Origin of the sequence: Parasediminibacterium schistidii, from assembly GCF_046546515.1 — a bacterium.
GTDB lineage: Bacteria > Bacteroidota > Bacteroidia > Chitinophagales > Chitinophagaceae > Parasediminibacterium.
The window spans coordinates 1-23,121 of sequence record NZ_JBKHKJ010000026.1 but is presented as its reverse complement, the minus strand read 5'-3'; the positions used below and the strand labels follow the sequence as shown (position 1 = coordinate 23,121).

General features: G+C 41.6%; 11 protein-coding genes. 2 read left to right on the top strand and 9 right to left on the bottom strand.

The features are described 5' to 3' along the window. Positions 1-163: 163 nt before the first annotated feature. From ACHFIY_RS14525 to ACHFIY_RS14515, 3 genes are all read right to left on the bottom strand, one after another. The gene (locus tag ACHFIY_RS14525) at positions 164-4,573 is read right to left on the bottom strand and encodes a T9SS type B sorting domain-containing protein (RefSeq protein ID WP_410846832.1); all 4,410 of its coding nucleotides are present in this window, start codon (positions 4,571-4,573) and stop codon (positions 164-166) included. Positions 4,574-4,671: 98 nt separating this feature from the next. Next, a complete protein-coding gene (locus ACHFIY_RS14520; RefSeq protein WP_410846831.1) occupies positions 4,672-6,714 on the bottom strand; it encodes an OmpA family protein in 2,043 nt (680 codons plus the stop codon). A gap of 55 nt (positions 6,715-6,769) precedes the next feature. Next, positions 6,770-7,774 carry a PorP/SprF family type IX secretion system membrane protein gene (locus tag ACHFIY_RS14515; RefSeq protein WP_410846830.1) on the bottom strand — a complete coding sequence of 335 codons (1,005 nt, stop codon included), beginning with the start codon at positions 7,772-7,774 and terminating at the stop codon, positions 6,770-6,772. 1,944 nt (positions 7,775-9,718) lie between these two features. On the opposite strand from ACHFIY_RS14515, the gene ACHFIY_RS14510 reads away from it, so the two are divergent. Then, positions 9,719-10,174 carry a response regulator gene (locus ACHFIY_RS14510; RefSeq protein ID WP_410846829.1) on the top strand — a complete coding sequence of 152 codons (456 nt, stop codon included), beginning with the start codon at positions 9,719-9,721 and terminating at the stop codon, positions 10,172-10,174. Positions 10,175-10,185: 11 nt separating this feature from the next. Beyond that, the gene (locus tag ACHFIY_RS14505) at positions 10,186-14,292 is read left to right on the top strand and encodes a chemotaxis protein CheB (protein WP_410846828.1); all 4,107 of its coding nucleotides are present in this window, start codon (positions 10,186-10,188) and stop codon (positions 14,290-14,292) included. 8 nt (positions 14,293-14,300) lie between these two features. Here the strand turns inward: ACHFIY_RS14505 and ACHFIY_RS14500 are convergent, their stop codons facing one another. From ACHFIY_RS14500 to ACHFIY_RS14475, 6 genes are all read right to left on the bottom strand, one after another. Then, positions 14,301-15,713, bottom strand: a complete 1,413-nt coding sequence (locus ACHFIY_RS14500) for a CHASE3 domain-containing protein (RefSeq protein ID WP_410846827.1) — start codon at positions 15,711-15,713, stop codon at positions 14,301-14,303. Between the two features lie 476 nt (positions 15,714-16,189). Beyond that, a complete protein-coding gene (locus ACHFIY_RS14495) occupies positions 16,190-16,750 on the bottom strand; it encodes a helix-turn-helix domain-containing protein (protein ID WP_410846826.1) in 561 nt (186 codons plus the stop codon). A gap of 273 nt (positions 16,751-17,023) precedes the next feature. Beyond that, on the bottom strand, positions 17,024-17,275 hold the full coding sequence (locus ACHFIY_RS14490; RefSeq protein WP_410846825.1) for a BON domain-containing protein: 252 nt from the start codon (positions 17,273-17,275) through the stop codon (positions 17,024-17,026). Positions 17,276-17,458: 183 nt separating this feature from the next. Then, on the bottom strand, positions 17,459-18,076 hold the full coding sequence (locus ACHFIY_RS14485; RefSeq protein ID WP_410846824.1) for a hypothetical protein: 618 nt from the start codon (positions 18,074-18,076) through the stop codon (positions 17,459-17,461). 82 nt (positions 18,077-18,158) lie between these two features. Next, positions 18,159-18,329, bottom strand: a complete 171-nt coding sequence (locus tag ACHFIY_RS14480) for a hypothetical protein (protein ID WP_410846823.1) — start codon at positions 18,327-18,329, stop codon at positions 18,159-18,161. Positions 18,330-19,694: 1,365 nt separating this feature from the next. Beyond that, positions 19,695-22,409 (bottom strand): T9SS type A sorting domain-containing protein, encoded by a 2,715-nt coding sequence (locus tag ACHFIY_RS14475; protein ID WP_410846822.1) that lies wholly within the window; start codon positions 22,407-22,409, stop codon positions 19,695-19,697. Positions 22,410-23,121 lie beyond the last annotated feature (712 nt).

Below are 23,121 nucleotides of genomic sequence, written 5' to 3'. Positions count from 1 at the left end.
AGCGCACCCATTACGTTTTATCTGCGGTTAAAAGCAAGTAGCTCATTCGTACAACATTACTTTTGATAACAAGCCATAATGTACAACAGGCTTCAAAGCATATTGCTTTGAAGCCTGTTTTTATTGTATTTGTTTCAATCTGAATAAAATCTGCCTTAGAATATTACCTTATCAGGTTTACCGAACCTGTTTTCGTGGAAGGCGTGCCGTCTTGTGCCACGGTTTGAACTACATAAATGTAAACCCCCATTGGTTGGTCTTTGCCTTTAAAAGTGCCATCCCAGCCTATATCGCCAACAACGTTTGAATGGTAAACCATTTCACCCCATTGGCTAAATACCTTCATGTCGTAGTTTTTGACATAATTGGTATAAATCTTAAAATAACGGTTCTTGCCATTAGGCCCAGGCGTAAAAGCATTTGGCACTAAGACACCAGATTTAGGATAGTTGCCAGTACCTGTACCCGTAGAAATTTCACAGCCAAGCAACCCAATAGCCTTCACTATGATACTCCGTGAAGGATTGGTAGATATGCCGGGGATACTATAAGTTGTGCCTGTTTGGGTAATAGGTGTACCGCCGTCAACCGATACCTGATAGCTTACAGCACCAGGCACCGGAGCCCATTTAAACCGCATAAAGTTAAACGAAACACTGTCTAGCTTCACAACAGCAGTATCTAGTGGCCCCACTATTGTTACCAATTTTGGCGTATCCACATAGCATCCAATATCGTCTATTGCTCGCAGCGTTACTTTATATGTACCCGTGTTGGTATAAGTAAAACTAGGGTTCTTTACAGAATCGATTTTGCTGTTAAACCCAAAATCCCATTTCCAACCCACGATGCTATGACCAGAAACATCGGTGCTTTTGTCCGTGAATTTCACTACTGTATCTATACAATTTCTAATGATTGTTGTAAAATCGGGTTTGATAACGCTCGACAATACATTCACACTAAATGGTGGAAACGCTACAGAATCTGATGCAGCCGTGCAAGGGTCGGTACCCAGTGCCAGCAAATCGCTACTGAATGCAGTAAGCAACACAGGATAACTGCCCGCTGCGGCAAATTGATAAACAGCCGGTTGGTTATTTACATTTTTTATGGTATAGTAATAAATGGAATCGTTGCCCACTTTGCGCACGCTGTCTGGCACAGGGTTTTTCTGTAGCACAGGCGTGTTGGGAGATATGTTTGCGTTGCCATTAAAACTCCAGCGCAAACTATCTGCCCTGAACGTAACCGCCGCAGACAAATTGAGCGGCAAGCCGGCACAGGTACTAATACCTGCAGAGCCAGCAGATGACTGAGGCGGCCCATAAGTGTTTTTAAGCGAAACACTAGCTACAGTGGTAAGGTTGTTCAGGTTGGTGCCTGCATTAAAACCATAACTTTCTCCTTTGTCCATGCCATAAGAAATAGCATTGAACTGTGAGTTGGATGTGAGGGTATATTGGCTACCTGCATCAACTTGGAACTTTGCAAAATAATAATTGCTATTCCCAGGATATGGCTTAAATGCACTATCAATAGTAGTTAAGCTATCGGCTGAAAGATATGCTGCCCCTGGCGTATAACTGCTGGCACCTGTGTCAACCAGTATAATGCTCGTGTCGTTGAACATCTTGTATTTCAGCCCGAATGAAGTCCTTAATGTTGCACCAGCCGTATCGGCCAAGTTCACTTTGTTTATGTCTGAAAATATTTTAAAGCTTTTTACGCCTTCTTTCTTAATGATAACATTGATGTAATTACCGCCACTTGCACCGTTTTTAAACCTTGGCGAAAGCACCGTAACATTGCTAATTGCTTGTTGGATAGGGCTAAGCACTATCATTTCAGGGTCGCCTTTGCCGTTGTTGCCAATGGCAGGCGCACCGCCAGCATTTACATCGGCTGATATGGCTCCTTCTACTATAAACTGGGCTACATTAATTGCTTTGCTGCCCGAAATATCATAATACTGGTTACCAGACATTTGGTAGTAAAGGTTGTTTACAAGTGTCGCAGGGTCTAGAGCAGTGCCGTTCACTTTAACCACCGTTTTAGGATCCTGTACATAAATCCTGAAATAATTAAACTCCATTGTTTTTGTAGGCACAGTCAAGTATTCTTTGCCCCAAGCCACCGTAGGGAACATTTGCTGCATCATATTGTCGGAACCACTATTGTTGCTTGGGTCTGTTGTTTGTGGGTAGGTAGTTGATGTATCTACCAAGCACCTGCCATTGCCGCCAAATACCGCAATTTTTTTATCACAACTTGTTTTAACTGTTGTGCCAGAAAGGTCGCCACTAAATGCATTGCCAGCACCTATGCCCTTGCCAGTACCAGTTAGCACGCTCATGGCATTGAATACCTGCCCACTATCCAAAGTGATGTTGAAAGGTATATTTTTGGGATATTTTACCGACCCAGCGTTGTTATCTTTAAAAATCGTGGCTGTGGATGAATCTGCAATATCTGCCGTAGGGGTGATAGTTATTTGCGTATTGTTGCTTTTAGCAATCACAAAGAAGAAAGAATTAGGAAGGGGTTGGTTGGAAAAACCACCAAATGCCTGCACGGTATAAGCAGAATTCCAAGTATTAGTTGGGAAGTTCATGCAACCTGCTGCTGTATTGTCTTTGGCAGCAGTATAGGTCCAAGCAGATACTGGCACACCATTGGTGCTTTGAATATGCACAGCCCTGCCAGTGATGCCAGTATAATAAAGACGGCTATCGGGCAAGTGAGCAGCATTGTTTTTACCATCACCTTGAGGGAAACCTGTAATTTCTTGCACGGTATGTGCAGGTACCGATACTATCTGCGGAGCAAATGAAGGCACGCCCGGTATATCCACCTGCACCACGGCATCTTGGTCGCCAGCGGCTACATAAACTGACATGGAAGTGCGATTGCCCGAAACGTCTGACATTTCCTGTAAGTACCCATAACCAGTCCAAAAATCTACACCTTGGTTAGAAGCAACATCTGGAGACTGTACCGAAGTACCTGTAACATTTAGGTTGTCAATACCTACAACAGTTGCCCCGCCACCTGATAAGGTAACTGTAAAATTTTGAGTACCGAATACAGTTGGCCTGAAACGGATATAAACCAGGGTGGCTGGCAATGCTCCCCCTGAATATTTAAACGCTACAGAAGGCCCAAAACCACCACCGCTGGTAGTAGATATTTCATAACCTGCTGGCACAGATACATGGATAGAATCTGAAGCGGGTGTTAGCGCACTAGCAGCTACTGTAAAAGATTTTTCGCCAGAAATGGTATTGATAACCACATTGCCAAAATCAATGTTCAGCGGCGTAGCCGTGATAGAAGCTATTGGAGGGGCAGTGGTAAAAACAACATCGCTGCTATACCCTGTGCCAACTGAGTTTTTTGCATAAGCCCTTACATGATAGGTGGTGCTTGGCGTAAGCCCAGTTAAGAAGCTGGTGTATGGGCTAGTGGCACTTGCACCATTTATATAAGTAAAATCACTGGTGAATGGCGTAGCCCCTGCTTTCCAGCAAATGCCTTTTTCTGTTATGTTAGCTGCACCACTATCTGTAATGGAACTAGTAGTATTTGCCTTTGTTGGGCTTGTTGGGTTGATAACTGGTGTTGCAAGAACAGGCAGCGTTGGTGGCAACGCATTGAAAATAATTGCTTTTCCATATATGGTATCTAGGGGCGTGATAGCATAAGCCCTAACTGTATAATTTATGCCAGACGCAAGTCCAGTAAAAGAAACTGTGTAACTAGTGCCGTTAGTAGCATCTACCACTTTTGTATCTGTTACTGTTGGGGTAGCACCAGACTTTAAGCATACGCCCCTTTGGATATAAGCAATAATGCCTGTGCCACTGGTTACGCTTGCCGCAACATTTGCGGCATACTGGGTAATGGAAGCAGTAACAACACTATCAGTTGTAACTGTTGGCGATACTGCTGGCGGCGAGGTGGTAACCCCTGTAAACACGGCATTTTTTACATATACCGTCCTGTTGTTTTTAGGTGGGGTATTGTCGCCATAAATATATAAACGCACTACATAAGTATGCTCGTTCAAAAGGGCAGTGTTCAACCCGTTGAATGAAATAGGTGTAGTGCCAGCCAAGGTTTGCTGCGACGTGCCAAACATTATCCACGAACCTTTGCCGTCAACTTGGTATGCTAGGGCAAAAACGCTTTCGCCGCTGCTGTTCGATTTTTTTGCTGAAAAAGCAAATGAATTTAAGATAGCGTCATTATTTGGAGCAGGGGATATTGGGAAATCAATATTGTACCCTACAGTAGTATCAGTAGGCCAATCGCCAGCCGTGGAAACCAACTGGCACTTAAAACCATCTGTATTGTGGCCGCCATTGGCAACAAACATAGCACCAGGCACCATGGGGCCAATGTTTATATTAGCCTGTTGTACCCCTGCTTTTACACCTGTTTTATTAGCAGTCAAGGCCCATGTTGCAGTAAACTGTGCCAAAATGGTATTTGTTGCAAACAAACCGGCTATCATTAGCACTAATGCAGCTACCGTTTTTCCAGCCAAGCGTTGTGATAATACTTTTTTCATAATATATATAAATAATTATACCAATAATTAAATGATTTGACCTTTTGAGATTTGGCAACTTTTAGAAAGTTACCAAATCAACAAGCCCTTTTAACAACCTATAAATAAGATATTTTAAATTCTACCCTTCTGTTTACTTTTCGTGCTTCTGGGTTGTCTTTTCCATCTGCTGTTGTTTCAGGCACTATAGGGCAGCATTTACCATAACCTTTAATCGTCAGGCGGCTTGCTTCAATCCCTTTCTGCACCATGTATTCCATACAGGCTTTTGCCCTTGCCTCACCTAGCTTCACATTGTATTCCACAGTACCTATTTCATCGGTATAACCACCAATTTCTATGGCTAGGTGCGGCTCCCTTTTCAGCAACCCAGTCAGGCTATCCAGTGTTACAAACATTCCCTTATCCCTCAGCTTAGCCTCGTCAAACCCAAACGGACCAACTTCTGTTCTTTTAGGCTCGGCTTTTACTATTTCCGGCTTAGGGGTGTCTATAATTATTTTCACAAGGCATATACCAATATTGGCAAGCGTGTCCATATCATCCGAAGGTTGTGTTGCTGTTATTTCTGCACTGTTGTACCCATCTTTTGCTGCCTGTATTTTTATGGCTTGGCTCAACCCACTTTCAAAAAGGTACTTGCCCTGGTCGCTGCTTTGCTGCGATGCAAGTACTACTTTACTGGTAGCATTGTCCTTGGCACTTATCACTGCACCCTCAATAGGTAAATTTGTTTGGCAGTCCGTTACTACGCCCGAAACATATTTCCTGTATAGCTTGTCGGCAGAAAACAATTCAAGGCAGCAGGCAGATGACCTGTCTGAGCTTAAAAAGGCATTCTTCAATAATTTGCCAGTTCCAGTATTGTAAAAATAAATATCGTCTTTTACCGAGTTAATGGGAGACCCTAGGTTTTTTGGCTCTACCCAAGCAGCCCCGATATTCCCTTTGCTTTCAAAAAGGTCAAAGCCGCCCATGCCTACCTTGCCATTGGTAGCATATACCAGTGTGCCAGATGGCTGGTGGTAAAAAGGTGCTTCATCGTCTGCTGCCGTGTTGATGCTGCTGCCAAGGTTAGTGGCTTTGCCAGCCTGTGCGCTTGCATCAAGCGGTGCATACCAAAGGTCGAACTTGCCATAGCCACCCGGTTTGTCAGAAGCAAACAAAAGTGTTTTTCCATCTGCCGAAACATTTGGCTGCTGCGAGCTGTAGCCTTCTTCGTTCACGCTTGTGCCTAGTTTTACAGGCTCGTCCCACTTGCCATCTTTTTTATGGCTGGTGTAAATGGCGGCCATATTCTTCCCGTCTTTTTTTACCCAGCGGGTAAAGAAAACCTGGTTGCCATCGGCAGTAAAGGAACTTACCCCTTGTTCAGCATTTTCAGGTAGTGCAATAGTTGTTTTTTCTAAACTGCTACCTGCTGGTAACTGATATATATTATTGACGTATGGGCTTTTCTTTTTATTTTTCAGCAATGCACTGTCTGGCCTTGTGGAAGTAAATACAAAAGTACTGCCATAGCCAGATGGTGCATAGTTGGCCCCTTGTGGGTTGTAGGTACTACCGAGTTTCTGAACGGTATATAAGGCAGCGTCTTTACGCTTTTGGTGCCCTTGTATAAACTTGCAGTTGGCCAGTTCTTTTTTGGCCAGCTCGGTAGTGGCATCGCTTGGAGTATGTTCTTGCAAATAGCTTTCAAACTGCTTTTGAGCCTCGGCATACTTGCCATCGGCACGCAACGAAATGCCATAGTTTAGTTTTGTGTCAGGATAAAGTGTTTTGTCGAAGTTTACAGCCTCGGCATACCTTTTTTCTGCTTTGGCAAAATCATTTATCTTAAAATAACTATCCGCAATGCGGTAAACAACCTGATCATAGCTGCCCGGCTTTGCCTTGGCTGGCTTTGCAGTGCTTGCTTTCGTTACTTGGTAAGGGTCGAAGCCTGCGGCATCTTTCTTGCCTTCTAGGTATTTTTCGTAATAAGTGGCGGCAGAAAAATAATCTTTCTTGGCATAAAAATTATCTGCGTTCTTTTTATAATCGTAGGTAAACTGTGCCTTTGCCATCACGCAACAACTAAGGGCAAGGGCGAACAAGGTTGGTTTATAAAAACGGGAAGCGTATAAGAAAAAAGTTTGCATAATATAGGGGATGTAGGCTCAATAAATAATGGTTAAGTAAAAGCTACCTTGCAGGTTACAACCTCGGGCATACAAAATGCTCGCTCGAATATTTTTTCGATTTATGTCCGGTGTAAGAAAGGGAGAACTCGAAACTGTTGGTACCGCTCACGGCTTTGCCAAGGTCTGAATTGTTGATGTCGTAGCTAAACCCAAACACAAGGCTATTGTAATACAAACCCAGAAACGGCGAAATAGCATCTTTAACCCGGTAGTTTACACCTAGCAATAGTTCAGTTGCTTCGGTTGCTTTTAACTGCGCATAGGCACCGACCATTTTTTCCTCGGCACTGCCTTGCTTCAAATACAACAAATTGGGCGTAAGGCTTAGCACTTCTGACAATGTAAGTTTTACCCCCCCATGTACCGTGTAGCGCAAAGGCAGTTTCTCGCCAGTACTGCTAGAAAGCAAGGGGTCTTTGGGCTGGGTAATATGGAAGGCCGAAAAGCCTAGGTAAATATTTGCTTTTTTAGCAGGGTCTGCGTCAAAATAAACCGCACCTGCGCCAGCATCAAAAACAGTAGCGGATGTTTTGGGAAATGCTTCCATCGTGCCGCCATCGAAGCTGCCATTGGTTAAATTAACTTGGTCGCCAAATTGTAGTTTTGAAGGGTTTATTTTGCGCTGCACAATGCCACCCTGCATCCCCACTGCAATGCGTTGGTAGCCTTGGCTGCCAAACTTGATGCCTGTGTAAGCGAGAGACACATTACCCGTAAGGTAGGTATAGCCGCCATCGCCAGCAGTTTGCTGTAAAATGCTGCCCCCAATGTTTATGTTTTTGTTGGTAACGGCTTCGCCAGCCAAGCCTATGGTAGAAAAACCATTGGCTATGCCGCTCCATTGGTTGCGGTAGATGGCTGAAACACGGTAGTCGCCATCAATAGCCCCTGTTAAAGCAGGGTTCAGCCACGAGGGGTACACGTAGTATTCAGAAAAATGGGGGTCTACCTGTGAGTATGCACGTTGCAACGGCACTAGGCAAACCATCATCAAAAAACAAAAGGCGATTTTTTTCATACAGGCGTTCGTATTTTATGGTAATAGCAATCCAGTAACACATTATTGCTGTGTTGCTCGTAGATTTATTGTTATGGGCTAAAGCAAAAACATTTTCATTTGAGTTGAAGCAACCATCCCAAGCAAACCTTATGCAAGCATATCAATAATGCAGCCGAAAAACATTCCCGGCTAGGGTACAAGATTACGCAGTTTGATTTGGCGAACTATCCTGCACAATGCTGCTTTGAGCGAGGTGCTGGTGAGCGCCAGCCTATTAGCATTACTTGCAACCTTGATGGGGCAAAGCGAAACCTTTTATCACCCATTATAAGGGGCATTGCTACCTTGTTTTGGCTGGCTTTTGGCGCCCTGAATTTAATTTTTAGGTGTTCCTGCATCATAACTCATTGAAATACAGTGCTTTTACGTTTTTTTAGATGCGTGTTTTGTGAGTGTTTTGTGAGTGTTTTGTGAGTGATTTATGAGTGATTTGTGAGTGATTTGTGAGTGATTTCCGAGGAAAAGTGAGTGATTTCTAGGTGTTTTTTGAGTGCGGATGTTGTTCATAATAATGTTTTTTTTGTATGTTAAAAATAAGCCCCACGGGGTAGAGAGCTAAGTTTAGGCTAACCACAAAAAACCTCGGAGGTAGGCTGTTCAGAATAGGCTCTAAACACTTCGTACATTTTTAAGCTATTCATTCGCTTTCTGCATCGTCGTCATTTCGAGGCACGAGAAATCTAATCGCAAATAGCGTTTCTATTGTTTTATAAGGCTAAATCCTTCATAAAAATCAGTCGCTACTACATCCGGTTAGATTTCTCCTATCGTCGAAATGACGGGGATGGGGTGCTTTAAACGCAATAATTCAAATATAAAGAGAACCCAAAACTGTACTCAAATACCCCGTTAATTCTGTACAGCCTACCTCGGAGGTTTTGAATACAGCGATTGAACCAAGAAAAACAAGAGCCATATACTACAAAGTTGGGATTGCTTTGGGACCCGTGCAAAAGGACAATCCTATATGGGGGAAATTTGGGATGCTCATGGGGGCATATTTCCCCCATATAGGATTTTATTTTTGGGCTATATACCTATCTATGCGAATTTTACAGTAAAGGAGCAACTAAGGCATCTTGGCCTTGCCTCTCGCATCGGATGTTAGTTGGCTTAGGAAAATGATAATCCACTACCAAAATCTTTTCAGTTTCTTATCAATAAATTATCATTCCATTATAGTAAAACTATTATTCCATTATCAATAAATTATTATAAAATTTACTTAAATTATCATAAAAAAAGAGGCTAAAAAAAACATAAACAACTGAATATCAATGAGTTATAGAAAAAAATAGAAGTAGCAAAAAAAATAAATCACGGAAAAAGAAGGAAAATAACCCATTTAAAATCTTCGCTTAGGTCTTCAATTTCCCCTGTTTCCTTCTCCACCTCCCTTTGGAGAGGGCTGGGGTGAGGTTGGGTGTAGGGGGCGGTTTAGGTATTGTAAGACAAGAAAATTAGTGATGACTTGAAATGCACCCACAATCAGGGCAAACGCATCAAAATTTATTTTAGGCCTAATCGCCTATTTAACCCGGATTTAATTCAAAAATGCCACTTTTTAGTCCTTTTGCCTCATAGCCGGCGGGCTTCGTCCAGGCAACGCCACTCTATTTTATCCTTTGAAAAAAATATGCTACGCATTTTTTTCAATTTTGGCTGTGCCAAAACCGGATAAAATAAGGCGGCTTATGCCAGGACTGGTGTCAAACTCGAAGATTCGAGCAAAAAGCATTTTGATGCGTTTGCCCTGCACCCACAATAAAACCTTCAATACTAATATAAAGAACTATGTTTACTATACCGCACATATAATATTTAGCCATTGTTGGTAGGGGCAACTATGTTATAACAGGTTAGTGCATCACCCATCTGTGAATCTTTTAACGTCACCATGCAATGAGCCTACAACATTTTAACCTCCTGCTTGCTGATGACGACCAGGACGATTGCCTTATTTTCAAAGACGCATTAGATGGATTAATTTTCCCTTTTGAAGTACACGTTTCCATCGTAAATGATGGGGAGCAACTGATGCGCTTGCTTGCAAAGCAAACAACAGTACTGCCTCATGCCCTTTTCCTAGACCTGAATATGCCCCGCAAAAACGGCATTGAATGTTTACTGGAAATAAAGGCAAACGAAAAATTAAAATCCCTCCCCGTTATTATTTTATCTACTTCTTTCGAGCAAAAACAGGGCGACTTCCTTTTTAAAAGCGGTGCCCAATACTATATCCGAAAGCCGATTGACTTTACGCAATTAAAAAAAGTGCTGCAGCAAGCACTTACATTGATAGCGGAAGAGCATATTCCACCACCTTCAAAAGATAACTTTTTACTTACAGGCACATAATACATCCACCCATGAAAGAAGCCAAAGATGGCGCAAAAATAAAATCAGCCAACCTTTTTCCGGTGGTGGGCATAGGCGCATCTGCAGGTGGGCTTGAGGCCTTTAAAAAATTGCTGAAAGCCATACCCGAAAATTCTGGCATAGCCTACGTGCTGGTGCAGCACTTGGACCCCACGCACGAAAGCATGTTGCCCAGCTTGTTGCAAAAGGCTACCAAACTGCCCGTGCTTGAAATTACGGATGACATTAAAGTGCAGCCAAACCATGTTTACATTTTGCCCAGCAATAAAATGATGGTGGCCAATGACGGTGTATTAGAGCTTAGCCCCCGCACCACCAATAAAGGCGAACTGAACCTGCCTATAGATTTGTTTTTTAATTCGCTAGCAGAAGTGCACCAAAGCCGTGCCATAGGCGTGGTACTTTCTGGTACTGGCAGCGATGGCACCAAGGGCTTGAAAGCCATTAAAGAAAATGGCGGCATCACCTTTGCGCAAGACGAGGAATCTGCTGCTTATGAGGGTATGCCCAATAGTGCCGTGCTGGCAGATGTGGTGGACTTTATACTGCCGCCAGAAAAAATAGTGCAAAAAATACTGGAAGTTACTGCTATGCTTGGCAAAAGCGATAGCGTAACAGAAAGCCTGTCGCAGCAATATGAAGATATGTTCCGGCAAATTATCGCCGTGATACGCCTGAGGAAAGGGACTGATTTTACTTACTACAAGCAAACCACCATCCGCCGAAGGATACTCCGCCGGATGACGCTCAATAAAAACGAAGACCCCGGTGCTTACGTTACCTTCCTAAGGGAAAACAAAGCCGAGCAGGACATACTGTACCAGGATTTGCTGATACCGGTTACTTCTTTTTTTAGGGACCACCATGTATTTGTAAACCTATTGGAATCGGTTTTTCCACAAATAATAAAAAACAAAAATACAACCGACCCCATACGGATATGGGTGGCCGCCTGCAGCACGGGGCAAGAAGCCTATTCCATCGCTATTGCTTTAAAGCAATTTTTGGGAACCGGTGAAGAACGGGTGCAAATATTTGCCACCGACTTAAATCCACAGGCTATTGCAAAGGCCAGGACGGGCATTTATGGAAAAAGCGAGCTAGATGGGCTATCGACGCAGCAATTAAAAGATTTTTTTACGAAAACAGATGGCGGCTACCAGGTAAACAAACAAATAAGGGATATGTGCCTGTTTGCCGCCCACAACTTTTTAAAAGACCCACCTTTTGGCAAGGTGGACTTTATAAGCTGCCGCAACGTGCTGATATACATGGAGCCTTATTTGCAAAAAAAAGCATTGACCACTTTTCACTATGCACTAAACCCCAAAGGTATTTTGCTGCTGGGCAAATCGGAAACCAGCACGGGCGTGCCAGACCTTTTTTCACCTTCTGGCACCCATGAAAAGATATTTACCCGGAAAGACGTGCCGGGCAAGTATATGCTTACTGCAAGCAATAGAAGCGAACAGGACATGCAAAAAACCTACGACAGTGTTAAAGGCGAAAACCTGCGTACCGATTTCCAAAAAACGGCCGATGACATTATACTCAGCAAATACACCCCTGCCGGAGTGGTGGTAAACGATGCCATGGACATAGTGCATTACCGTGGCAAAACGGCCAGCTACCTAGAACAAATGCCCGGCAAACCCAGCCAAAACCTGTTGCAATTGGCAAAAAATGGGTTGGCTTTTGAACTCCGCAACCTTTTGTACAAAGTAAAAAAAGAACAAGCCACTGTTTTAAAAGACAATATACTAATAGTAGAAAACGGCCACCAACGGAACATAAGCATAGAGGCAATGTTATTGCCCGATACCATTGAACCGCATTATTTAATCCTTTTTCATGATAATAGGTCGGCCAATAGCCAGCAGCTGCTGGTTGGCACTAAAAAAAGCATTTCGGGCAAGGCAAAAAAAGATGCCAACAACCTGCGCATAGAGCAACTGGAGAAAGAACTGGCGCAAACCCGGGAAGATATGCGTGGCATAACGGAGGACCAGGAGGCCGTGAACGAAGAACTTCAAACAGCCAATGAGGAGCTGATGAGCGGCAGCGAGGAACTGCAAAGCTTGAACGAAGAACTGGAAAGCAGCAAAGAAGAGCTGCAAAGCACCAACGAGGAACTAACCGTGGTAAACCAGGAAACAATTGGGCTGAATGAACAAATAACAGAGGCAAAGGACTATGCAGAAGCCATTATAGCCACTATACGGCAGCCCATGCTGATACTGGACAAAACCTTGCATGTAAAAACAGCCAACAAAGCCTATTACGAACTGTTTAAGGCAAAAGAGGCAGATGTGGAAGGCAAATTAATTTTTGATATAAGCAACAAGCAATGGGATATACCTAAATTAAAATCGCTGCTGGAAAAAATATTGCCCGACAAGTCGTATTTTAACGATTGTGAAATAACAAAAGCCATCTCACTTAATGAGTCCCGCACATTCTTGATGAATGCAAGGGAAATAATTAAGGAAAAGAAGACAGAAAAATTAATCCTGCTGTCTATTGAGGATGTAACCGAAAAAAACAATGCCTGGAAAAAAATAGCAGAAAGCGAAAAAAAATTCAGGTTGCTTACCAATGCGATGCCCCAGAAAATAACCAATGCTGATGCAGCAGGCAACGTTACTTTCTTTAACCAACAATGGCTGGACGATACAGGATATACATTTGAAGAACTGAAAGACTGGGGATGGGAAAAAGCAATGCACCCAGACGATCGTGAGCTTACAAAAAAAAACTGGATAAATGCTGTTGCCACAGGCAATATGTTTGACATGGAATGCAGGATAAAAAACAAAAATGGGCAGTATAGGTGGCATTTGAGCAGAGCCGTGCCTATTAAAGACGAAAATGGAAAAATAACCATGTGGGTAGGCAGCAATACCGACATACAGGAGCAAAAAGAATATGAAGCAACACTAGAGGCAGCCGTAAAGGAACGAACCAAGGAATTGGAACTAGCCAATAAAGAGTTGGCCATTCAAAACAAGGAAAAGGAAAAAAGGGCGGCAGCCTTAATTGTTGCCAATGATGAGCTTACCTATCAAAATGAAGAGAAGAAAAAGCGGGCAGCCGAATTAACCATTGCAAATGATGAGCTTACTTATCAGAATGCGGAGAAGGAAAAAAGAGCGGCTGAACTAGCTATTGCAAACGATGAGCTTACTTATCAGAATGCTGAAAAAGAAAAAAGGGCAGCTGAACTAGCCATTGCAAACGATGAGCTTACTTATCAAAATGCAGAAAAGGAAAAAAGGGCAGCCGAACTGGCCATTGCCAATGAGGAGCTTACTTATCAAAATGCGGAAAAAGAAAAAAGAGCCGCAGAGCTAGGTATAGTAAATAACGAACTAGTGGCTTTTACCTATGTATCTAGCCACGACCTTCAAGAGCCGCTCCGCAAAATACAAACCTTAGCAAGCCGTATCCTAGACAATGAGCATAAAAACCTATCCCCAACTGGCAAAGATTATTTTGCTAGGATGCAGTCCTCTGCCGGAAGGATGCAGCAACTGCTGCAGGACCTGCTGGCATACGCCCGTGTAAACAATGCTGAAAGGGTGTTTGAAAGCATAGACCTGAATATTATCATGGAAGATGTGATACACGGCTTGAAGGAAATTATTGAGGAAAAACACGCTACCATAGAGGCCTACGATTTGTGCGCTGCAAATATTATCGCCTTCCAATTTCACCAGTTGATGCAAAACTTGATTACCAATGCGCTCAAGTTTTCAAGGCCGGGCATACCGCCGCATATTGTTATCAAAAGCGCCATTGCAAAAGGCCGTGTACTAAACAAGCAAAATGCCGCTTTGGCACCAGGCAGGCTTTCGCCTAACAAAGATTATTGCCATATATCGTTTGCCGACAATGGCATTGGCTTTGCCCCCGAGTATAGCGATAAAATTTTCCAAGTATTCCAACGGCTGCATAGCAAGGACGAATATACAGGCACGGGCATAGGGCTAGCAATAGTGAAAAAAATTGTTGAAAACCACTATGGTGTTATCACTGCCACAGGCGAAGTGAACAAAGGTGCCACATTTGATATTTACACGCCTTATAATGTAGATTAGATAAGCTACTATTGTTTTTTTACCGAGGTAATATCATCAATGATATAAGCATATCTTTTTTTGCCATCGATGGTTTCACCAAGGTAGCTCGCTATTGATTTTAGGTAACGGGTGCCATGCTCATCAATGCGTTCATGTTCAAAATGCACGGGTTTGCCTGTTGCTTCCGCTTCTTTGTATCGTTCTATCCATTTGGCAATTACTTCTTTCGATGCGCCCATTTCAGAGGCATAGCGGTTGGCTATTTCTGCTTCGCTTATGCCCAGGAAATCGGTAACGCATTTGTTTACTTTTACATAAAAAACATCGTCCTCCGTTAGTTCCACTACGCCAATCATCACAGGCGCATTGTCGTAAACATTGCTTAGCAATGCTTCGTTTTCAATAATAATATTTTCCCTTTTTTTCTTGCTGTCTATATCTTGCAATGTACCATAAAGCCTTTTGCATTTGCCATTCGAAAATTCTGCCACGCATTTTATTTCTACCCATTTCTCGTTGCCTTTAAAGCTAATCACTTGCAATTGCAAATCGAATGCAATCCCATTTTTTATTGCCTTGGCAATGGCATTTTCAAGCAAGTCCCTATTTGCCCCTTCCTTATAAAAGCCAATCATTTCTTTTAAGCTCAATTTGTAAAAAGGAGGTATTTCATATACGCTACTGGCAATGTTTGAGAAAAAATTATTGCCCGTAAGGAGGTTTATTTCCCAATTGCCAATACAGGTAAGGCTATTTAATGTTTCAAGGAACACTTTGGCATAAGCTAGGTCGGCCTCTTTTTGCTGGCGGAATTGTAAATAGGTTTTAATAAACCAAAACACAGCCACAAATAAAAATGAATTACAAGCAAGCAGGGCATAAAGGGTATTGTAAAACTGATTGATGATTGTATTGTTTTCTTGCTCCCTCTCTTTTAGTAATTGCGTTTCTGCTTCTTGTATAGTAGTAATGAGCCTGCTTACTTTGTATGTATAAGCCTGCCCTTTTTTAATATAGTCAATCATGCCTAGCGTTGGCGTGCTGTGCAGCTTGGCTAATTGGAAAACAACATTTAGTAAAATAAGCCTGCTATGCACTAGGCTTTTAAGCGTATCTATCCTTGCTTGCTGTTTTGCATTTTTTTTAGTAAGGCTTTTTAACTTGCCAATATCGGCAAGCAGCTTGCTGTAGTTAGCGGTATCCCATTTTGAAAAAGAAGTGTCCCCTGTAATAACAAAGCCCCTGTTACCGCTCTCAATGTTCCTTAATGCAGAAACTATTTTTTCCGATTGATAAAACACTTCCGCTGTATGCTTTGCCAAAACATCTGTTTCTTTATATTTTTCGCTGGCTTTAAAGGTAAAATAGCCTACCAAAACCGTTGCAGAGAATAAGAATGCAAAAACGATAAATATTTTCCGTTCAAAAGATACGTTCATTCAATATTTATTTATAAACAGCTAATAAAACTAAACCTTCTTTTTTCAATTAATTACTAACCCTTTGCCAATTTTTTTATATGATTGGCTTTATTATTCTTTATATGGCAATTATAGGGGATAAAAGTAATAATTCAATAAAAGCAAAGCGAAAAATTTACTTTGTAAATGCATTTTATAAGGCTGGATACTAAACTTTGTTTATCTAGTACCTATATTTTGGCTTAGTAAGCCCTGATTCTTTACTTGAATGCCCCAAAGGGCAACTACCAAATCCAAAAAATTATTTTATTGAAATAAAAAAATATTTCGTTGGTAATAATATTCCTGTTACTTTTGTCCTGTTAGTTTTGGTTGCGGCTCCGGTTTCTACTGGGGCCAATTTTTTTTCTGACAAATATTAGCCACGCAAATACAAATAAATTTCACTGGTTAAAGATTGCCTCAACTGTTTAAAACTACCACATTCAAATCCTTTACACCGCTTCTAGTAGGCCTCGGTTTTGTTCTTTCCTGTGCTTGAAAAAAGTAGGGGTTACACCTGTTATTTTTTTAAACTGGTTTGATAAATGAGCCACGCTGCTATAATGTAGCTGGTAAGAGATTTCGGTAAGGTTCAGCTCGTTGTACGAAAGCAATTCTTTCACCTTCTCTATCTTATGGAGGATAATATAGTGCGCAATGCTTACGCCAGCCGACCTAGAAAACACATTGGAAAGGTAAGTGTAATCGTACCCTGTTTTTTGGCTGATATAATTGGAGAAGTTGTTGTTAGGGAACTCATCCTCACGTTGCACCATATCCACGATAACGTTTTTTATTTTCTCTGTCAGCTTTGTATTTTTATCGTCCATCAATTCCAGGCCTGTTTGCTCAAGGGCTATTTTCAGCATATCATGTTGCTCCGGAGTTATTTTCCCATCCAGCTCTACTTCGCCAATGCTTACCAATTTGTAATGCAGCCCTATTTTATCCAGTTCTAGCTGTACTACTATCTTGCAGCGCAGGCTTACCATGTGTTTTATATAAAGTTTCATATATGCTTCTTTGCAATAGTTGATGCAAAAAAGCAGCCACACAAAACTGTTATTCACTATTTAACACATAGGCACAAAGCACTGAAAACAAAAAAAGAGAGGGAACATAGACTATTTCGCTGTTTAGTCCCTTAAATTAATTCGGAAGAAAAATTTGAATGAATTGTATTATTTCGGTTCTTTCCCATTCTCGCCTTAAAATCATTTACCTAATATGGTGAAATTGTACCCAAGTTTTAGCAGAAAAGTGGGGCAATTATGCCCCACTTTTGCTTACTCATCCGTTAAAACCTGGGTTTCATCAACAATCAATTTATTGTCCACCGTCTGCACGCCAGGCGTATTCCATGCCACACGGCCAGCTTCTTCTTTTTTAAATAATGATTCTACCACGCCGCTAATTATTGCTTTATTGCCAATAACTTCCACTTTAATGTGGTTGTCGTACATGGATGCATTGCGTTTCAAGGCGTGTTCAATAGCTGCCTTGCAGATATGGTTACTTTGTTCTGATTGATGCGACATTGTATATTTTTTAGGGTGATTATTTGTTTTAAAGACCTCACCCCAACCCCTCTCCGAAGGAGAGGGGCAAGAACGAAACCCTCTTATAATTATATTAAGATAATTATGGCTTATTACTTAGTTCTATTTTTCTTAACCCTTTGTGCTTCTTTGTGTATTCGTATCGTTGTGTCGAAATAATTTTCACTTTGTGAGGAAGCCTTCCTTTATCATTTGCCTGTAAACAACCTCCGAAATTTCGGCACTCATCTTTTTCACGCCGTTTGGGTTGGTTGTTTTTGTAAGGGCAGTCCAAATTATTTTGTCTTCTTTTATAGAGAAAACATTGGTTTCTACCGTGTAGGTCTTGGTAGTGGCATAATAGCCAGGTTGCTGGTAGTAGGCAAAGCTTCTATGGTAATACCCGCTAAAATTACTCAGGTACACGGGGTAGGTTTGTATGTTGCCGGGCGTATATACCCTTTCCTTGTCCACGTCTATCAGCCGCATGGTTACCGCCCCGTCAAAGCCATCTGCCTTTATTTTTTCACGGATAACTTTTTCGTTGCTGGTGCTTATGGAATCGTTCAGGTAACTGTACGACACGATGCCTTTGTGGTTCAGGTACTTAGCCATCTCGTCCTCCGCTTTGTGGCTTTCTGTTATTGTTTTAAAAAAAGCTACTACCAGCACTTTGTTCAACGCATCTATAGACACTGCTTTGTTTGGCTCTTTCCAAGTAGTATCTATTTTAGTAGCTGTGCAAGAAACAATTGCGGCTGCTAGCAGCAAGTAAACAATTATTCTATTTGTGTTTTTCATGGAAGGTATAATTAGCGATGTTTGAGATTTGGTAACTTTTTGAAAGTTACCAAATCAAAAAAAACAACTATAAATAGGTGTGCTATGTTTTAGAAAGCACCACCACCTTATGTGTCTTTTTTGTAATTTTTTTGATGGCTTTGTGGATGCCCTTTTCCATTTTGTCGTTTATAGCCGTGCTATTGTTTGCCAATACTTTTTTCAAGGCAGCAAACAGTTTTAGTTGCAATGCTTTTCTTAGCTTCTTTTCCATAAAATATATTTTCCGTTTTTATATCGAGCTTACTATTATCACGATGCCGCAAAGGTCGAATGAATGGAGCAGCTAGTTGTTATACAATTGAGGGAAATGATTGTATCATTCACACATTTGGTAGAATTATAATGTTTTTTCATCGAGGTTTTTATTAAAATAGTTTCAGCTTTGCCATTTTTGCGGGCTTTTTACACTGTCGCTTTTTTTCAAAAAACGTTGCTACTCATGTAAGCCATTGATTATCAACACTAACTTAAAATTTTTGTGCGTGTTTTGTGCGTATTTTATGCATACTTTTTGAGTGTTTTGTGCTTATTTTCTGCGTATTTTCTGCATATTTTTGAGTGCTTTATGCTTATTTTAAGGCCAAAAATACAAGACCGAATTTTGGGACTACTACTATTTTAATATTAGCAAAAAAAGAACTACGATTTGGATGCCGAGACACTAGTTTTGAAATTAGTTTGTATCAAGTGCAATTCTGCCACAAAGATAAGGTTTTTGTAAATTGGAGGGAGTTGTTGGTAGGAGTAACACAGGGCAAACGCATCAAAATTATTTTATGCCAAATTGCCTATCTAATTCTACAAGATTTCAGTTTAAGGACTTTTGCCTCACAGCCGGCGGGCTTCGTAATTGCACCACCACTCCATTTTATGCTTTGAAAAAAATTTCGTACCGATTTTTTTCAATTCCGTCTTCGACGGAACCCCATAAAATGAGGTGGCTTGTGCAATTACTGGTGTCAATGCGCAAATCTTACCTCTAATAAATTTAGCTGCGTTTGCATTGAGAAGCAACAGTGTAGGGCTACAAGGCTTGTATAGCAGCGTTAGATTTTAGAACCAAAGAAACCACCCCGGCCTACGGCCACCCCTCGAGAGGGGAATTGTGTAGGGCACCCTAGCTAAGAGGAGGGAACACAAAGATTTAAACCCAAATCTTGCAGTAGGGCGTTTTTAGAATAATCTGTCAAAAAAACAGCACTATTTTTCAGAGCCATTTGTTTAAATTTATTACTGATATTCAGTGAGTTAGATATTTATTTTCTAACTGCTATGCAGTTGGAAAATTCCCCAAAAACTGCCAATATGTGTCTATTGCAAAATTTGGGTTAAAAGAAGATTTGAAATGCAACAGCTATAAGCAACAGTATAGGGTTGCGAGGCTAGAGCTACTTAGAGCAGACAGACTTTATCTAAGCGATTATCCTATCGTAAGACTTGCGCCAGATAAAAGTGCACCTGCGGTAGCAGGGACTCCACGGAAAATAGAAAAGGGTTGCCCATCTCACAAAAGATGGACAACCCTTTTTATCGGAAAAATCTATAAGCCTTCAAAATCCTCATAAGTTTTTTATACCTACTGCTTCACAAACCTTCCTTGCCAGCTATTGCTTTCTGATTTCACTTGGAGGGTATAAGTACCATTAGCAAGTATGCTAATAGGCACTGTTGTTTTATTTTCCCCTACTTGCAAGGCAAGGGACATTTGATTTACCACTTGCCCCGTAGCATTCACTATTTGCAATACCGCTTTTTCTTTTTTATCGGTGTTGATTTTCATAGTCAACGCCTCTTTTGCAGGATTGGGGCTCAAAGTAATAGGTTGTAAGTTGTAGGTAGTAGGTAAAATAACCGACACTACTTTGCTATAGGTGAAACTACCATCCTTATCCACCATTTTCAAGCGATAATAGTTGATGCCTATATTGGGATTATTGTCTGTGAATTGATAAGCATTTGCGCTTGAACCGATGGCTGCAACAGTGCCTTTTGCAGTAAATGTTTTGCCATCGCTGCTTTGTTCTACTATAAAATGACTTGTATTTACTTCGGTGGCGGTTTGCCAATTAAGTGCTATTTGCACCCCTTCAGGGGATGGGGGCAGTGCTTTGGCAGAGAAGTTGGTGAGGGTAAGTGGAGTGGTAGTACTGCTGTATTTGGCTACATAATAGGTTTCGTATCTAACATTTGGAAGGGTAAACCCCCCAACAGCGTAGAGGTTTCCGCTGGCATCGGCTGACAAACTGTAAATAATATTGTTAAAAGTGGAAGTGTTGATGCCGCCTACCTCACTCCACACACTACCATTCCATTTCGCTACATATCTATAGACGCTTCCGTTGTAGAAATACCCTGCTGCGTAGAGGTTTCCGCTCGCATCGGTGGTCAAGTTGTTTATATAGCTATTAAAAGTTGAAGTATTGCTGCCACCTACCTCAGACCAATCGCTCCCGTTCCATTTCGCTACATAATACTTGTTGCTTCCATTGGTAAAATCCCCTGCTGCGTATAGGTTTCCGTTGGCATCGGTGGACAAGCTGTTTATCAAATTGTTAAAAGTAGATGTATTGGAACCACCTAATTCATTCCAAGCACTCCCATTCCATTTCGCTACATAATAATTGCCGTTGCTGTTTGTGAAATTCCCAGCTGCATAGAGGTTACCGCTGGCATCGGTGGATAAGCTAAGTATACCTTCGTTAAAGGTAGAAGTATTGGCACCTCCTATCTCACTCCACGAACTCCCATTCCATTTCGCAATATAATACTTGCCACTTCCGTTAGTGAAAAAACCTGCTGCGTAGAGGTTTCCGCTTGCATCGGTAGACAACTTCCATATAATACTGTTAAAAGTGGATGTGTTGATGCCACCTACCTCACTCCAAACATTTCCGTTCCATTTCGCTACATAATATTTTCCATTGCCGTTTGTAAAATAACCTGCTGCGTAGAGGTTTCCGCTTCTATCAGTAGATAAACTCCTAATAGAACTGTTAAAAGTGGATATGTTGGTGCCGCCTACCTCAGACCATGTACTCCCATTCCAGTTTGCTACATATTGCTTGCCGTTGCCGTTGGTGAAAGACCCTGCTATGTAGATGTTTCCACTAGCATCGGTGGACAAGGTTAATATACTACTGTTAAAAGTGGAATTGTTGGTGCCGCCTACCTCAGACCACGTGATCCCATTCCATTTCGCTACATAATTCTTCCCACTACCATTCGTGAAAGCCCCTGCTGTGTATAGGTTGCCGCTTGCATCGATGGATATGCTCGATATATAACTGTAAAAAGAGGAAGTGTTGGTGCCGCCTACCTTACTCCACGCATTCCCGTTCCATTTCGCAACGTAAAACTTTCCGCTGCCGTTTCTGAAATTCCCTGCTGCATAGAGGTTTCCAATAGCATCTGAGTACAAGGTGCTTATTAAATTGTTAAAAGTAGAAGTGTTATTGCCGCCTACTTCGCTCCACGCACTACCGTTCCATTTCGCTACATAATTATTGCTTTTTCCGTTGGTGAAAATCCCCGCTGCGTATAGGTTTCCGCTGACATCCATAGACAAGCTCAAAATAGGATCGTTAAAAGAGGAAGTGTTGGTGCCCCCTATCTCGGACCATGCGCTCCCGTTCCATTTAGCAACATAACAATTCCCGTTTCCGTTGGTGAAAGACCCTACTGCGTATAAGTTTTCGCCGGCATCGGTGGATAAGCTCTTTATAACATTATTAAAAGTAGAAGTGTTGATGCCGCCTACCTCAGACCACGTACTACCGTTCCATTTCGCTACATATTGCTTGCCACTGCTGTTGTTGAAACTCCCTGCTGCGTATAGGTTTCCGCTAGCATCGTTGGACAAGCTGTTTATACTATTATTAAAAGTAGAAGTGTTGGCGCCGCCGACCTCACTCCAAGTGTTCCCATTCCATTTCGCTACATAACATTTGCCGCTGCCGTTGGTGAATTTCCCTGCTGCATATAGGTTGCCGTTGGAATCAAACAACAGGCTATATATATTATTGTTAAAAGTGGAATTGTTGGTACCGCCTACCTCGGACCACGTGTTCCCATCCCATTTTGCTATATAATACTTGCCGCTATCGTTGGTGAAATACCCTGCTGCGTAGAGGCTTCCGCTGTTGTCTTTTGTGAGACACAGGACAGTGTTCGAAAAGCTACCGTTATAATGGGGATAATTACCAATGGGGTTCCATTGGGCTTGAACAGGGTTCTTTATCAAAAAACAAAAAGCCATTAAGCCTACTAAAACTTGCGTAACATTCTTTTTCATGGGTCAATTTTTTGATAATTTATTTGTTTCAACTGCTATATTAAGGATTTTTTGGGGAATTTTGGTTCGTCATGGCTCTGTTTGGCGTAGAATTCCGGAAATAAAGAAAATGCTGGGCGTATGTCTCCAGACTACGCCCCTGTGTTTTCAAAAATGCTGTTTTGTATATCCACCATCCGGGCATGATGTTAGCGAAACGCATCATGCCCGGACAAACAAATGGTATTTCCAAATCCCACACTCTGCCAAAATCCTATATGGGGGAAATTTGGGATGCTCATGGGGGCATATTTCCCCCATATAGGATTGTCGTGTTGGGCTTTATACATATCCATGCCAACTTTGTATTAAAGGAGTAACTAGGGGCATCTTGGCCTTGCCTCCCGCATCGGATGTTAGCTGGCTGGGAAAATGATAATCCACCATCAAAATCTTATCAGTTTCTTATCAATAAATGATTATTCTACTATAATAAAACTATCATTCTATTATCACTAAATTATCATAAAATTCACTTAAATTATAATAAAAAAGGAGGCCTAAAAAAATAAAAATACCTGAATAACAATGAGTTACAAGTAAAAATAGAAGATAGCAAAAAAAATAAATCGCGAAAAAAGAAGAAAAACAACCCATTTAAATTTTTCGATTAGTTCTTTAATTTCCCCTGCCCAAAAGGGTTTGTAGGGTATATAAACTTCCCGAAAGTTTT

Bases quoted from the DNA above. Each gene is read 5' to 3' on its own strand.
- ACHFIY_RS14495 (WP_410846826.1), bottom strand. From the start codon at position 16,750: ATGAAACTTTATATAAAACACATGGTAAGCCTGCGCTGCAAGATAGTA.
- ACHFIY_RS14490 (WP_410846825.1), bottom strand. From the start codon at position 17,275: ATGTCGCATCAATCAGAACAAAGTAACCATATCTGCAAGGCAGCTATT.
- ACHFIY_RS14500 (WP_410846827.1), bottom strand. From the start codon at position 15,713: ATGAACGTATCTTTTGAACGGAAAATATTTATCGTTTTTGCATTCTTA.
- ACHFIY_RS14485 (WP_410846824.1), bottom strand. From the start codon at position 18,076: ATGAAAAACACAAATAGAATAATTGTTTACTTGCTGCTAGCAGCCGCA.
- ACHFIY_RS14510 (WP_410846829.1), top strand. From the start codon at position 9,719: ATGAGCCTACAACATTTTAACCTCCTGCTTGCTGATGACGACCAGGAC.
- ACHFIY_RS14525 (WP_410846832.1), bottom strand. From the start codon at position 4,573: ATGAAAAAAGTATTATCACAACGCTTGGCTGGAAAAACGGTAGCTGCA.
- ACHFIY_RS14505 (WP_410846828.1), top strand. From the start codon at position 10,186: ATGAAAGAAGCCAAAGATGGCGCAAAAATAAAATCAGCCAACCTTTTT.
- ACHFIY_RS14515 (WP_410846830.1), bottom strand. From the start codon at position 7,774: ATGAAAAAAATCGCCTTTTGTTTTTTGATGATGGTTTGCCTAGTGCCG.
- ACHFIY_RS14480 (WP_410846823.1), bottom strand. From the start codon at position 18,329: ATGGAAAAGAAGCTAAGAAAAGCATTGCAACTAAAACTGTTTGCTGCC.
- ACHFIY_RS14475 (WP_410846822.1), bottom strand. From the start codon at position 22,409: ATGAAAAAGAATGTTACGCAAGTTTTAGTAGGCTTAATGGCTTTTTGT.
- ACHFIY_RS14520 (WP_410846831.1), bottom strand. From the start codon at position 6,714: ATGCAAACTTTTTTCTTATACGCTTCCCGTTTTTATAAACCAACCTTG.